The 13,271-nt window shown below is 61.1% G+C and carries 13 protein-coding genes; 7 read left to right on the forward strand and 6 right to left on the reverse strand.

What is annotated here, in order from left to right:
- The first annotated feature begins 191 nt into the window (after window positions 1-191).
- Entirely contained in the window at window positions 192-1,895 is a 1,704-nt protein-coding gene (locus QCE79_RS27010) for a methyl-accepting chemotaxis protein (protein ID WP_309849094.1), read from the forward strand.
- Window positions 1,896-2,055: 160 nt separating this feature from the next.
- On the opposite strand, the gene QCE79_RS27015 is transcribed toward QCE79_RS27010, so the two are convergent.
- The 4 genes from QCE79_RS27015 to QCE79_RS27030 all read right to left on the reverse strand — a co-directional run bounded on the left by QCE79_RS27015 (window position 2,056) and on the right by QCE79_RS27030 (window position 4,304).
- Entirely contained in the window at window positions 2,056-2,493 is a 438-nt protein-coding gene (locus QCE79_RS27015) for a PRC-barrel domain-containing protein (protein WP_244829612.1), read from the reverse strand.
- A 162-nt stretch (window positions 2,494-2,655) separates the two neighbouring features.
- Window positions 2,656-2,871 carry a DUF2945 domain-containing protein gene (locus QCE79_RS27020; protein WP_244829613.1) on the reverse strand — a complete coding sequence of 72 codons (216 nt, stop codon included), beginning with the start codon at window positions 2,869-2,871 and terminating at the stop codon, window positions 2,656-2,658.
- A gap of 57 nt (window positions 2,872-2,928) precedes the next feature.
- Window positions 2,929-3,351 (reverse strand): DUF1810 domain-containing protein, encoded by a 423-nt coding sequence (locus tag QCE79_RS27025; protein ID WP_309849098.1) that lies wholly within the window; start codon window positions 3,349-3,351, stop codon window positions 2,929-2,931.
- A 20-nt stretch (window positions 3,352-3,371) separates the two neighbouring features.
- The gene (locus QCE79_RS27030) at window positions 3,372-4,304 is read right to left on the reverse strand and encodes an aldo/keto reductase (RefSeq protein WP_309849100.1); all 933 of its coding nucleotides are present in this window, start codon (window positions 4,302-4,304) and stop codon (window positions 3,372-3,374) included.
- A 388-nt stretch (window positions 4,305-4,692) separates the two neighbouring features.
- Between QCE79_RS27030 and QCE79_RS27035 the strand changes: the two genes are divergently transcribed.
- Complete coding sequence (locus tag QCE79_RS27035; protein WP_309849102.1) at window positions 4,693-5,928, forward strand: glycosyltransferase family 9 protein; 1,236 nt, start codon at window positions 4,693-4,695, stop codon at window positions 5,926-5,928.
- 61 nt (window positions 5,929-5,989) lie between these two features.
- Complete coding sequence (locus QCE79_RS27040; protein ID WP_309849105.1) at window positions 5,990-7,867, forward strand: DUF3857 and transglutaminase domain-containing protein; 1,878 nt, start codon at window positions 5,990-5,992, stop codon at window positions 7,865-7,867.
- Here QCE79_RS27040 and QCE79_RS27045 read toward each other — a convergent pair.
- Both QCE79_RS27045 and QCE79_RS27050 read right to left on the reverse strand, forming a co-directional pair.
- Window positions 7,861-8,769: a fimbrial protein gene (locus QCE79_RS27045; RefSeq protein ID WP_309849108.1), complete on the reverse strand. Its 909-nt coding sequence runs from the start codon at window positions 8,767-8,769 to the stop codon at window positions 7,861-7,863. The genes QCE79_RS27040 and QCE79_RS27045 overlap by 7 nt on opposite strands.
- Window positions 8,770-8,977: 208 nt before the next feature.
- Window positions 8,978-10,882: an SUMF1/EgtB/PvdO family nonheme iron enzyme gene (locus tag QCE79_RS27050; RefSeq protein WP_309849110.1), complete on the reverse strand. Its 1,905-nt coding sequence runs from the start codon at window positions 10,880-10,882 to the stop codon at window positions 8,978-8,980.
- A 361-nt stretch (window positions 10,883-11,243) separates the two neighbouring features.
- On the opposite strand from QCE79_RS27050, the gene QCE79_RS27055 reads away from it, so the two are divergent.
- The 4 genes from QCE79_RS27055 (at window position 11,244) to QCE79_RS27070 (ending at window position 13,092) form a co-directional block, all read left to right on the forward strand.
- Window positions 11,244-11,681, forward strand: a complete 438-nt coding sequence (locus QCE79_RS27055; RefSeq protein WP_244829619.1) for a DUF4399 domain-containing protein — start codon at window positions 11,244-11,246, stop codon at window positions 11,679-11,681.
- Between the two features lie 114 nt (window positions 11,682-11,795).
- Complete coding sequence (locus QCE79_RS27060) at window positions 11,796-12,164, forward strand: DUF4399 domain-containing protein (protein ID WP_404989440.1); 369 nt, start codon at window positions 11,796-11,798, stop codon at window positions 12,162-12,164.
- A gap of 334 nt (window positions 12,165-12,498) precedes the next feature.
- Window positions 12,499-12,783, forward strand: coding sequence for a hypothetical protein (locus tag QCE79_RS27065; protein WP_244829621.1), 285 nt, complete (start codon window positions 12,499-12,501; stop codon window positions 12,781-12,783).
- A gap of 27 nt (window positions 12,784-12,810) precedes the next feature.
- On the forward strand, window positions 12,811-13,092 hold the full coding sequence (locus QCE79_RS27070; protein ID WP_250493431.1) for a hypothetical protein: 282 nt from the start codon (window positions 12,811-12,813) through the stop codon (window positions 13,090-13,092).
- Window positions 13,093-13,271: the final 179 nt, after the last annotated feature.

Genomic DNA, 13,271 nt, shown 5'->3' on the forward strand with positions numbered 1-13,271 from the left:
GACGAAGGTATGGACAAAATGCCGACTAATCGTATTTTCGCCCCTTCAGACTTCGCAACCGCCCGCCGTAATAGTTCCTAGAGCGCCAAGCCCCGGATGAGGGCAAACGTTCGCTTGTACGCCGCGTAAGGCGCACGAGTCGAACATACGACGCCGAAACAGTTCCACGAACTGACTGAGAGAACCTTCAAATGAACCTTAGAAACATCACGATCAAGAACAAACTGGTCGCCGGCTTCGGCATTCTTGCCGTCCTCGTGGTGCTCGTCGCAGGCATGTCGCTGCGCTCGCTTTCCCAGGCGACCGACGGCTTCGCGAACTACGTCAACGGCATCAACGCGCGCGCCGATGTGGCCAGTCAGTTGCGCACCGCGGTCGATCGCCGCGCCATTGCCGCACGCAATCTCGTGCTCGTCAGCAAGCCCGCCGATCTCGAACTGGAAAAAGCCCAGGTCACGCGCGCTCACGAAGACGTGCAGGCGCGCCTGAAACAACTCAAGGACATGATCGCCTCGGCGAGCGACACGAGCGAGAAGGCCCGTGGCCTTGTCGCCGAAATGGCGCGCGTGGAAGGCTTGTACGGCCCGGTGGCGACGGATATCGTCGGCCTCGCGCTCACCGGCAAGCACGACCAGGCGATCTCCAAGATGGACGACGAATGCCGTCCGCTGCTCGCCCAACTGGTCAAGGCCACCGACGACTACGCGAGCTACACGGCCACGCGTCGCGAAGAGATCGTGCGTGATTTCGAAGCTCAGTACGAAATGCAGCGCAACGTGCTGATCGCGCTGTGCTCGTTCGCCACGCTGTTCGCGGTGGCTGCGGGCTTTGCGATCACGCGTTCGATCACCCGGCCTATCGAGGACGCAGTCGAGATCGCGCAAACCGTGGCGCGTGGCGACTTGCGCAGCACGATCATCGCCGATTCGAAGGACGAGACCGGCGACTTGCTGCGTGCGCTTGCCGAGATGAACGAACGCCTGACCGAAACCGTGAGCCGTGTGCGCGACAGCAGCGGCGCGGTGGGCGGCGCCGCCAAGGAACTGGCCACAGGCAACACGGACCTGAGCCAGCGCACCGAAGAGCAGGCGGCGTCGTTGCAGGAAACGGCGGCGAGCATGGAGCAATTGACGTCCACGGTGCGTCAGAATGCCGACAACGCGCATCAGGCGAGTTCGCTCGCGTCGAATGCCTCGAATGTCGCGCGAAAGGGCAGCGATGTGGTCGGTCGCGTGGTCGACACCATGCACGGCATCAGCAACAGCTCGTCGAAGATCGCGGAGATCACGGGCATCATCGAAGGCATCGCTTTCCAGACCAACATTCTGGCGCTCAACGCGGCCGTTGAAGCGGCGCGCGCGGGTGAACAGGGACGCGGCTTTGCGGTCGTGGCAAGCGAAGTGCGCAGCCTCGCGCAGCGCTCGTCGTCGGCGGCAAAGGAGATCAAGGAACTGATCGCCGATTCCGTCGAAAAGGTGAAGGACGGCTCGGCACTCGCGAGCGAAGCCGGTACGACCATGACCGAAGTGACACAGGCCGTGGCTCAGGTGACCGACATCATGTCGGAGATCGCGGCAGCATCGGCGGAGCAGGGACGCGGCATCGAGCAGGTGAATCAGGCGATCACGCAGATGGACGAGGTCACGCAACAGAACGCGGCGCTCGTCGAGGAAGCCGCGGCCGCATCGCAGGCGCTGGAAGAGCAGGGCCGTCGCCTGAACGAAGTCATGGCGTTCTTCGTGGTCGAAGGCGGTGGTGTTGCGCCCCGGTCGTATGCGCCTGCCGTGCCCGTGGCGCGTACTGCCGCGCGCGTTGCCGCACCCGCGCGTACGCGGCGTGCCACGCCCGTGGCGACCGCTGCGGCGACGCATGGCGACGAGTGGAGTTCGTTCTGACCGATGGCGCGTAGTAGCGCGTTGATGCTGCGTCGGACCGATGCCGTGCGTAGCGACGTCGAACGAACGCCGCCACGGCTTTGATGCGTGCTTACTTCGATACGACGAACTCGCAAGCGGCCTGCAGCGGCGCAAACCTCACGCCGCTGCCTGCCAAGCATCAGTGATGTTCGAACTCCGCACGCGGCTTCGGCGTTGCCTTGACCTTGGTGTACTGGAATTCGGGCAGGGCCTTGATCGCGTCCTTCGTCGCGCCGGGCAGCACGAGCTTGCCGCCCTGGAAATCGAGTTGTTCGACCGGAATGGCGACGTCGTGATGCGAGACGCCGAGGAACTGGTTTGCCGCGATGATCGCGAACGAAACCGAACGGTCCGGCGCCACGATGATGTCGTGGATCACGCCGACCTTCGCGCCCTGTTCATTGAAGACGGGCTTGTTCAGAATCGACTTTCTGACGCTCCAGCCGTCGATGATGGCGGTCGATACCTCGACCGATACGCCGAGCGTCTGTGCGCCCGCAACTTGCGCGTAGGACGCGGTGGAAGTCAGGCCAATGGCCGATGCGGCGAAGAGCAGTGCCACGAGTTTCGAGTTCATCTTCCAATCCTCAAAAGATTTGGCAAATCAGTTCTTGGGAATTGCGCGAATCTAGCGCGGTAGAAGTGTGAACGTTTATTGCGAATTTTGCAGGGAACGTGCGCATACGCACGGCGTGCACCCGCTTGGGGCGCACGCCGTGACGCGGAAATCGAAGAAAATTCAGTGTGAAATGCGTTTCAGCGCTTCCGCTTTGTGCACGGCATGCTTGCCGCTCTTGTCGCTTTCCACCTCGTAGTGCGGATCGGACTTCGATGCATTGACTGTATGGCCATCGACTGTCGTGCGTTCGTGGATCACTTTCACGACATGGCCCGTGGTCTCGCCCTGCGGCGTATTCCAGCTAACGTGATCGTGCAGCTTGAGGGATTGAGTCATCGCGTCTCTCCATCGTTGAAATGCCAACGAAAGCGCAACGGCCATGCCCACGCGCGGCTACTTCAAGCGGGCGAGCGTCCCTTCATCCTCGTGGCCATCGAAAAAGCGTTGCAGCGCGTCGTTAAAGATCGCGGGATCGGGTGCGGTGCGCGCGAAGAGCGTCATCGACGAATGAAACTTCATGTCGTCCGGATACCCAAAAATTTGCTCGACGCTCGAATTCTTCACGCCATTGACGATGCCAGTCAATTCGACGAGCCGCGCGCCGAGCACAGGATGCGCGATATACGCTTCGGCTTCCGCGCGGGACTGGATAGCGTAATGCCGCGCCATGTGGCTATGGCCGAGACCTGCGATTTGCGGGAACACGAACCACATCCAGTGCGTGCGCTTGCGGCCGGCGGACAACTCGGCGCGCACGTTGTCGATGACGGCTTCTTGTGCATCGACGAAGCGTTGAAGATCGAAGGTATCGCTCATGGCATGTCCTGGCTCTCTAGTCACGCGACGGCATCCGCGATGCGCTTTCGCAGCGCCGCATCCGGATAATCGCCAATGCCCGCGCGCACGTTGTCGATCATGTACTCGCGCCGTCCGGTGCCCGGAATCACGCAAGTGACGGCAGGGTTTCCCAACACGAATTTGAGCAGAAGCTGTGCCCAACTCGTGCAGCCCAAATCGGCCGCGAACGCGGGCAGCGGTTTTGCGCGAAGCGAGGCGAGCAGCGAGCCGCCGCCGAACGGCTGATTGACGAGCACAGCGACGCCGCGCTCGGCGGCAAGCGGCAGCAGCCGTTCCTCGGCGTCGCGGTCGTTGGCCGCGTAGTTGATTTGCACGAAGTCCACACGCTCGGATCGCAGCACCGCTTCGACCTGCCCGAACGCGCTCGACGTGTAATGCGTAACGCCGATATAGCGCACGCGCCCGGCCGCTTTCCAATCGCGCAGCGTGGCGAGTTGCGTGCGCCAGTCGAGCAGATTGTGGATCTGCATGAGGTCGATGCGCGGCGTTTTGAAAAGGCGCATCGACTGTTCCATTTGCGCGATGCCCGCCTCGCGTCCATCGGTCCACACCTTGGTGGCGATGAACGCCTTGTCGCGTGCGTGCAATTCGGCGAGCAGGTCGCCCGCGACGGCTTCGGACGAGCCATACATGGGCGATGAATCGATCACCGAGCCGCCCGCCGCGAACAGCACGCGCAGCACTTCGGCGAGTCCGCGACGGCGGGCGGCGTCGTCGCCGACGTCGAATGTGCGCCACGTGCCGCAGCCGATTACAGGCAGCGCTTCGTTGCTCGATGGAATCGGGCGCTTGTGCATGGGCGTCGACTGCGAGGGCGCGATCTGCGCGATGAGCGGGTTTGTCGCTCCGGCGAGCGCCGCCGTGGCCGCGACACGCAGGAACCGTCGGCGATCTGGTGAACGGCCGTTCATGGCAGAGAAGAACCATGACGCCGTGCATGGTTCGAGTTAGGCAAAGGCATCATCGATCAGGCTCCTGGCGAAGACATGCAAGAACAGACGCAATGTCTGGTGCAACCCGCGTCTCGCAGCAGGATAACCCGATACCGAAACGAACGATGCCGGCGCTACTTCTTCTTAAGCCCGTCGAGACAGACTCGGAAACGGTTACCATAACCGGCGCGTTTGTTTCACCTACGTGCTCGCCTGATCGATACGCTTGCGTCTATGCTCGGAAGTCGTACCCGGCAACGAAAGCTCGATCCGACATTTTTTTGCAGCTAAGGCGAACCGTGCAATTAGCATGTGCGCCCGAGCGTCGGCATTCGCGGCTTCGCTCTTCGCACCTTGCAAAACAAAAATGAGTCTCCCAGACGCCCAGAACTTACCGCTCAACATAGACAGCGTGCGCGCCTTGCGCGTGGCCGGGCGCGCCGTCGAAGCGCAGGCCATGATCACTCGACTCGCCGCCTTGCCCGATCCGGGCATATGGATCGGACAACTCGGCATCGACTTGAACTATCTCGGCATGCGCGAGCTTGCGGAACGTTGTCTCAGGATAGCGCTTACGCACGACATGTCTCCCTTAGTGCGCTACCAGCTCACCGAAGAACTCGCGATGGTGCTTTACTCGAGCGGCAAGTATCACGAAGCGCATGCACTGCATCGCATCAACCGCGATGTCGGACGCGGCGAGTCGCTTCTCCACGTGCTCTTTAGCGGTGACATGCCGTGGATCGACTTGGCGCGTCCCAAGCTGCTCGGCATAGACGAACCCGTTGCCGGCAAGTCGATCTTGATCTCCATCGAAGGCGGCTTCGGCGATTTCGTGCTCTATTCGCGCTACGTCGATGCCTTGCTGCGGGAAGGCGCACGCGAGTTGGTCATCGAAGTCTTCGACGAGTGGCGCGATGTCGTCCGCCCGCGCGAAGGCGTGCGTCTTGTCATCCCGACGGCCGAGCAACGTGCGCACGAGATGCAGCATTGCGACCGCATTACGTACGTGTTCAATCTCTTCGCGCGCTATCAGCATTCGCCATATTCTCCGATGGAGAATCCCGGCGGCATGATCGCATGCAATCCCAATCGCGGCTTGCCACACCAAGCGCTTGCATCGATGCAACGCGAACCGAAGCGGATGAAGGTCGGTATCGGCTGGCGCAGCGCCAGCAACGTGCGCCATGAGCCGTACCGGTCGATGCAACTCCAACAACTGGCCGCGTTGTTCGCCAATCCCGATTGCCGCTTCTACTCGCTTCAGGTCGGCGCGCTGACCGATGACGAACGTGCGTTGATGCAGGCGCACGATGTCATCGACATGGCGCCGTATCTCGCGGCTTTCGGCGATACGGCATACGTGCTCGACGAACTCGATTTGTTCATCACCATCGACTCGGGGCCCGCGCATCTTGCAGGCGCGTTGAATCGTCCCGTATGGGTGCTGCTTGCAAACGCGTGCGATTGCCGCTGGTATGACTGTCAGCGCTTCACGCCCTGGTATCCGTCTATGCGGCTTTATCGTCAGACGCAACTCGGCGACTGGTCGCATCCGCTCGACGAATTGCAGGCCGATCTGGCGCAACTCGCTGCACGCTGACGCCGCTCGACCCCGGCGCGCTTCATGTAGCATTGACGCAGCTCCCACATGCGCCCGCGACATGACTCGTCTATCGATCCGTTTGGTTCTCGTCCTGGCTCTCGTCTTGGCGATCGCGCTGACTGGCATTGCTCATGCAGCATCCGGCGACGACGATCCATCGACCGTTATCAGCGACAGCCACGAGTTCGTCGTGGCGGAAGACGGTTCGGTGACCGAGGACGATACCACCGTGTTGCGCGCGAACACGTCGGCCGGCATCGACGAAATTGCGCAGCGTTACGTCTGGTACGACCGCAGCGTGTCGAACGTGGAAATCGTCGAAGCCTATTCCGTCGATGCCAACGGCGCGCGTCACGATGTTTCGCCCGAGCAGATCCGTGACATCCAGGAGCCGCGTTCGGCAGGCGCGCCCACGTTTCAGGACGCCAAGCTGCGCGCGGTGATTTTTCCGGCGGTGGGCATCGGTTCGACGGTGCATCTGCGGTTTCGCAAGAGCCAGGCGAGTCCTGTCATCGCGGGGCAGTTCAACTATTACGTCGATCCGGGTTCGCGGCCGGTGCTTGCACAGCGGCTCATCTTCGATCTGCCCGCGACCAAGCCGCTCTTCGCCGATGCGCGCGGCTATGAAGCCGAGCCGCCCGTCACCGCGAATGGCCGCACGCGCTATGCGTTCGATTACCGTCGCGAACACATTGCGCGCATCGAAACCGGCTCGGTCGCTTACGCGCAATACGGCGACCGTCTGATGGTGTCGACGTTTCCCGATTACGCGAGCTTCGCCGCGAGCTATCGCGAACCTTCCGTGGACCCGAGCACGAAAGATCCCGCCGTGATCGCGTTCGCGCAATCGCTCACACGCAACGACGCCGACGCGCGCGCCAAAGCAAAGACGCTCTACGACTGGGTACGTCGCAATATCCGCTATGTCGCGATGTTCATCGGTCAAAGTCCCGCCGTGCCGCATCGCGTGACCGAGGTACTTGCGAATCGTTATGGCGATTGCAAAGACCACGTCGCGCTGTTCGGCGCGTTGCTCGATGCCGTGGGCATTCGCAACGAGCCCGCGCTGATCGGCCTGGGCGCGGTGTATTCGCTGCCTTCGGTGCCAGGCTACGGCGCGGGCGCGATCAATCACGTCATCACATGGATGCCCGATCTGAATCTATATGCGGATAGCACGGCGGCGAGCGTCGAGTTCGGCTATCTGCCACTCGCGGACATGGATCGCCCGACCGTGCTCGTGAATGCCGGCAAGCTTTCGCACACACCATCCACGCAGCCCTTGTCGCGCGCGGCGCGATTGCAGATCGACGTGGCGCCCGGAGGCGTCGCCAACTTTGCGTATTGGGTCGAGGATGCAGGATGGAGTGCCGAGATCGAGCGTATGAATCTGCGTTCGGCGAATACGGAGCGGCGCGAGCAGATCGCAACGGACCGTCTGCGTTATACGAATCTGCGTGGCGCGGGCGCGCTTACGACCAGCGATGTCGATGCCACGAGCGGCCCCTTCGCCACGACCGTGAACGGCACGCTTGACGACGTGGTCTGGCCCACTGGCACGACCGCGTTGCCCGCGTTGACGAGTCTCTCGGGCGGCATCGCGACGCAGGCGCGCAACTGGCTTGCGGAGCGCGTGCGTACGCAACCTTATCTGTGCATAGGCGGCGTGTTCGACGAGGTATCGCAGATCGTGCTTCCTCGTACGATGCACGTGGTCGAAGTGCCCGACAACCTCGACCTCGATAGCGGCTTCTTCCGCTTTTCATCGCGCTATCTGTTCGATGCCGCGACCAACACGATTCAAATTTCGCGCACTTTCACCGCGAATTTCGGCAAGCAGGTCTGCACGCCCGAGGACTTTCAGGCGGCGCAGCCGGTGCTTAAGAAGATCGAGCGCGATACGCAAGGGCAGATCATCGTGAAGGCGCGTCATTGATAGGACATGGTGAAGGTGACGAGCCCGGACAGGCTGCCAGGCGACACGGTCGATGCCACCCGGATGTATTGCACGACGAGCGGAATGCTCATTGGGCCGCCTGTCGACGTGGCGACCATCCACTGGCCCGGGTTGCCAGCCACGGATGTATCGGCGCCAAAATTCACCGCTGTATCGCCGTTGAGGATTTGCAATGCAACACCTTGCGCGGTCGAATCGCTAGTCGGCGTCAGTGTGTTGGAGCGGTTGCCTGGCGCCACGCTGTCGGTCAGGGTCACGAATACGCGTATGTTCGACGCGCAGTCGAGGTTGATCGAAAGCGGTGTTGGCTCGGCGGATGCACCGACCGCCTTCAATGCAGATGTATTCACCGTTTTCATCGTGACATAAATTACCGACGACTTGACCGAACAAGTCGCGCCGACTACCGCGAATGGCGAGGTGCTCAGAATGGCGTCGACGAGCGTTCCTCCAAGCATCATCTGCGCGGTCAAGGCGCCATTCACTGTACCGTTCCCTACCGGTCCGGTTGCGACGACCTCCACGCCGAGCGTCGTTCCGTTCCAGGCCCACTGACCATTGAAGGTCTCCCCGTCGCCAGCGCCCCAGTATCGCCGCACGCCGCCGTAGCTGTCGTAAAAGCGCATACCGATGCCCGGCACGTTGGTGGCGAAAGTGTAAGGACTCGCGGAGACCTGGGCGCCGCCGGTGACGCTCCGGTTGACGATCCCGTTACTTGCGCACGTGGCGAAATTACCTGAAGCCGGGATGGCGGTTTGCTGCGGAGCGTTATACAGCAACGTACCGACCGCGGTATCGCGTCCAACGCTGACGCTGGGAATTGCGAAGACGTAAGTCTGCGTGCTCTGACCATTTATCCAGGTGCAGACTGCGTGCGCCACGTTCGAACCTAGCAGCGCTGCAACGGCAATGGCCACTCTTGCCGAGGAAAAGCGCGCTGTGGCGTACGGTGACGAAGTGAAAAAACGCATGGCTTTCACGATGATCGGAAGGGTCAATGAGTATGCCGATCGTTGCGGATGAATCCTGCCCTGGACGATTAAGCGATAGCACAAAATTCATTCGTCATCACGCTTGCGTTGCGTGCCTTCACTGCGCGTCACGCGCCACACGAAAACCGTTCTGCGATTGCCTCACGCTCGAGCTGTATTTGAATCGCGTGGCCGATTGCATATAGCTCGCGCCTTCGCGCCACGAGCCGCCGCGAATCACGCGCACTGAACATGATGGATCGTCCCACGCGTGGCCATCGGCCGGTGCGCCTTTGTAGTTGCCGTGCCAGCAGTCGGCGACCCATTCCCAGACGCTGCCGTTCATGTCGTGGAGACCATACGGATTCGCGGCAAATGAGCCTACGGGCATCGGCGCTTCGGGACGATAAGGCTCGCCGCAATCCTTGCAGTCGGCGTTGCCTTTCTTCATCTGATCGCCCCACCAGTAAGTGCTCTGCGTACCGCCGCGCGCCGCATATTCCCATTCGGCTTCGGTCGGCAGGCGATATGCCTTGCCGCCCACCTTGCTCAACCATTTGACGTAGACCTGCGCGTCGTCCCAACTGACGTTGCGCATCGGCGCATTGGCGGGCGGCGCGTTGCCGGCGTCGCCATCGGGTGAGATACGTGTGCAGGCGCCGGCATCGACGCATGCATTCCATTGTTCGATCGTCACTTCGTATTTGCCGATGAGATACGGCTGCGCAATGGCCACGCGATGCGGCGGCTTTTCTGCGGGATCGTCGTTGTTGCTGCCCATGTTGAAGCTGCCAGCCGAGAGCGGGACCAGCGCGGGACAAGACGGACAGTCTTTTACTTCGGCCCCTGCGGAAGTCTTCGCTGCGGGTCTGGATGCGACTGCGACAGTGGCAGTTGTGGTTGCCGGTGCAGGCGTGGTCGTGGGTGCGGTTTGACGCGGCTTTTCGGCGACGACAGGCGGCGCGGGCTTCGGCGTCGGCGCCGGAGTAGGCGAAGCTGGCAACTGCGGCGATGCCGCGGGCTTCGCACTTGCGGCCGCCGCACGCAAGCGATCGATACGCGCCTTGGCAAGCGTGGCGAATCGTCCGTTCGGATACGCCTTCAAATAGGCTTCGTAATCGCTTGGGTACGTGCTGTCCTTGATCGATTCCCAGAAGGTCAGTTCGTATTGCTCGCTGCTGTCCTTGGGAAGAATGCCGCGCGTACGGGTACCCGTGGCGGATTGCGTCGCATCGATGGCGTCCGTGGAAGCTAACGACATCGGTGCGAGTGTGAATGCGGCATCGAGTGTCGATGCGATCCACGGCCGTTGGCTATCGTGCGTCAACTGCGCGACATTTGCGGCGGCTATGGCGAATACTCCGGATGTGGTGCGTGCTTCGCCGGACATCGCTCGTAACAGCGCGGCGGTGTAAAGGCCGTTGCGTTCCGTCTCGGCGGCTTCGGTCGCAAAAGTAGTTGCGTACGCAACCAGTGTGTTCGCGGGCAAAGACATGCTCTCGGTGGGCGCGGCACCGAAGGGATCGTTCAGACACATGTCGAGCACGACGATGTTCGCGGCGTCCGGACGGCGCTGCACCATGCGCGCCACGACATCCTTCACCGGAATACCTTTCTCGACCAGCGTGACGGGCGCATCGGCGCGGGCATCGAGCGGGGCGAGCAGGGCATCGCCGCCTGCCTGCAGACCGTGGCCCGCAAAGTAGACGAGCGCGGTATCGTGTGGACCGAGTTGCATGACGAACGTGTCGAGCGCGTCGCGCATGGCGGTTTCGTTGAGATCGATACGGCGCGTCACGTTGAATCCGAGCGACGTGAGCGCAACGCTCATATCGTATGCGTCGTGCTCCGCGGCCGGCAGCGGGGCGTCGCCGTAGTGCGTATTGCCGATAACGAGCGCCATGCGATTCGCATGAGTGTCGGCGGCCGCGACCGAAGGTCTCTCAAGCGGTGGATCGGAAGGCGCTGCGAACGCGCCGCCCATTGTCACGAACATGCCTGCGATGAAGAGAGTCCGCCACATATTCACACCCTTTCGGTCCGGCTTGATTAGGGGCGCGCCGTTCGCGCGTCTGTCGTTGTCGCCTGGATGCTCATGCAAAGTCGGCGCATGCGAGGACCATGCATTTGCCGTCGCGCTCGTGCATCTGCAGCACAAACAAAGATAGCACGCGGTCAGTCGGCACTTAAATCCCCATTAAGCAGGTATGCGTGATGAGGAGTGCGCTTCCGTTCTCTGGTAAGTATCTTTTTTAAACGTTACGTTCTAATCTAAAAACCTGACGACGGCTTGATCGCTCCACGCACGAGCGTACGACAGTATCTTCAGCGCTCGCGCATTCGTCAGTCCTTCATGTGACTGTTCATCGAGAGGCATGCACAACATGTTGAGAAGAACCGTGCTTGGCGCACTGGCTTCACTCGCCGCCGTCGCCGCCGATACGTCTTTTTCCGCCGCGCGTCAGCGCACTCCCGCTCCGCCGAACGCCGAGGCATACATCATCTGGCCGCCCGACGGCGCCGTGATCTCGGGCGGCAAACTTTGGGTACGCATGGGACTGCGCAACATGGGCGTCTGTCCGAAGGGCGTGGACATGCCCAACGTCGGACATCACCACTTGCTGATCGATACTGACCTGCCGCCGCTCGATCAGGAGATTCCCTCCGACCGCAATCACTTTCACTATGGCGCGGGCGAGACCGATGCGCGCCTGGAGCTTCCGCCGGGCAAGCACACGCTACAGCTGCTGATGGGCGACTACAACCACGTACCGCACGATCCTCCTGTTTATTCCAAGAAGATCACCATCACGATGAAATGAAGCATGCACGGCAACCGCGCAGCCCAGGGGAATGACATGAAGAACCGAACCGTCAGCGCAATCGCGCTATCACGTTTTGCATTGCTTGCTGCTGTGTTTGCGGTGCAATTCGCCATGGCGGGGCCGACGCCGGCGCCCGCCAACGCTTACGCCTATATCGGCTATCCAAACGATGGCCAGACCTTCGCGGCGGGCAAGCCTATCAAGGTATGGTTCGGTCTACGGTACATGGGCGTGGCGCCGCGCGGCGTCAAATTCCCTAACACGGGGCATCATCACCTGTTGATCGATACGGACTTGCCGCCGATGGATCAGGAGATTCCGTCAGACCGCAATCACTTGCACTACGGCGCGGGCGAGACGGAAACGACTATAGAACTTCCGCCGGGCAAGCACACACTTCAGCTCTTGATGGGCGATGACCGGCACATTCCGACCGACCCGCCTGTGTATTCGAAGAAGATCACGATCTACGTCAAGTAAGCGGCGCGCGCATGCCTTAAGCGCCGCCTTTCCCTGTTGATACGCCGTATCCGCAGACGTTTCGCGGATGAGAGCGTTCGTCTCGGGCCCGAGAAAAGCGATGTCGTTCGATAACGGACAGTTGGAGTCCGAAGTGTTGGTAGAAGACCATCATCATTGGGTCGAGTTTGAGAGCACATTACGTCGACCGTGCTTATGTGCGACAAGGCTTTGCTAGATATTTTTCCGCATCGAACGACGACTGGCACACCCTATGCATTTAACAGCTCACGCAAACAAGTTGTCGCCAACCACCACCCGATGCGCAAAGCGCGAAGTCCCAAGGAGAACCGCCATGACAACGCTGACCATTCAAGACCTGCCTGTTACCGAAGAACTCGATCGCCAGACGATGTCGGCCGTGCGCGGCGGCATGTCGTTCCTGTTTCCCGGCATCGATATCACGAAGTTCGAATCTTCGTTCAGCACGCAGCAACTGATCGGCCAGACGCAGAACACGGTGAATCAAAACGGCGTGGGCGTGGCCTTCGGCGGCAACATGATGTCGAACGTCATGCCGAAGCAGGAAGCGCAGAACATCAGCACCGTCAATCTTGGCGCCCGTCCCGTACTGAGCTAAATCAACCTTATCCAGGAGCCTTCGATCATGTCCACTCTGACCATCCGCGATCTTTCCCATCAAGCCGAAATGGACCGTGACGAAATGTCGGCCGTGCGCGGCGGCATGAATTTCCTCATGCCGTTCTATAGCAGCAGCGCGTTCGATCTGAGCGGTACGACGGAACAACTCGCAAACCAGACGCAAAACACGTTCAACCAGAACGGCCTCAACGCTGCGTTCGCAAGCGACATGACCTCGAACGTCAAGCCGAAGCAGGACGCACACAACGTCAGCAACATCAACGTGTTCACGCCGTTTGTTTCGTGAAGCCGGGAATAAAAGCGGCAGTGACGCGGTAGAGCATCAATGTGGTTACGCGGTAAAGGCGAGGCACGGGGAGTCTCGCTTGCAATACCCGCCCGCCGTTCGCAAGACGGCGGGCGGCCTCCGATTCGATCCGTATGGCATCCCGTTCCGCCTTGTGATTTACTCGATGAATCGACGAG

Source organism: Caballeronia sp. LZ003 (assembly GCF_031451465.1).
In the GTDB taxonomy this organism is placed as follows: Bacteria; Pseudomonadota; Gammaproteobacteria; order Burkholderiales; family Burkholderiaceae; genus Caballeronia.

What these genes read in the sequence shown, in the direction of transcription:
- QCE79_RS27025 (WP_309849098.1), bottom strand. Translation starts at nt 3,351, where the DNA reads ATGAGCGATACCTTCGATCTTCAACGCTTCGTCGATGCACAAGAAGCC.
- QCE79_RS27040 (WP_309849105.1), top strand. Translation starts at nt 5,990, where the DNA reads ATGACTCGTCTATCGATCCGTTTGGTTCTCGTCCTGGCTCTCGTCTTG.
- QCE79_RS27030 (WP_309849100.1), bottom strand. Translation starts at nt 4,304, where the DNA reads ATGAACGGCCGTTCACCAGATCGCCGACGGTTCCTGCGTGTCGCGGCC.
- QCE79_RS27065 (WP_244829621.1), top strand. Translation starts at nt 12,499, where the DNA reads ATGACAACGCTGACCATTCAAGACCTGCCTGTTACCGAAGAACTCGAT.
- QCE79_RS27015 (WP_244829612.1), bottom strand. Translation starts at nt 2,493, where the DNA reads ATGAACTCGAAACTCGTGGCACTGCTCTTCGCCGCATCGGCCATTGGC.
- QCE79_RS27055 (WP_244829619.1), top strand. Translation starts at nt 11,244, where the DNA reads ATGTTGAGAAGAACCGTGCTTGGCGCACTGGCTTCACTCGCCGCCGTC.
- QCE79_RS27035 (WP_309849102.1), top strand. Translation starts at nt 4,693, where the DNA reads ATGAGTCTCCCAGACGCCCAGAACTTACCGCTCAACATAGACAGCGTG.
- QCE79_RS27020 (WP_244829613.1), bottom strand. Translation starts at nt 2,871, where the DNA reads ATGACTCAATCCCTCAAGCTGCACGATCACGTTAGCTGGAATACGCCG.
- QCE79_RS27060 (WP_404989440.1), top strand. Translation starts at nt 11,796, where the DNA reads ATGGCGGGGCCGACGCCGGCGCCCGCCAACGCTTACGCCTATATCGGC.
- QCE79_RS27050 (WP_309849110.1), bottom strand. Translation starts at nt 10,882, where the DNA reads ATGTGGCGGACTCTCTTCATCGCAGGCATGTTCGTGACAATGGGCGGC.
- QCE79_RS27010 (WP_309849094.1), top strand. Translation starts at nt 192, where the DNA reads ATGAACCTTAGAAACATCACGATCAAGAACAAACTGGTCGCCGGCTTC.
- QCE79_RS27070 (WP_250493431.1), top strand. Translation starts at nt 12,811, where the DNA reads ATGTCCACTCTGACCATCCGCGATCTTTCCCATCAAGCCGAAATGGAC.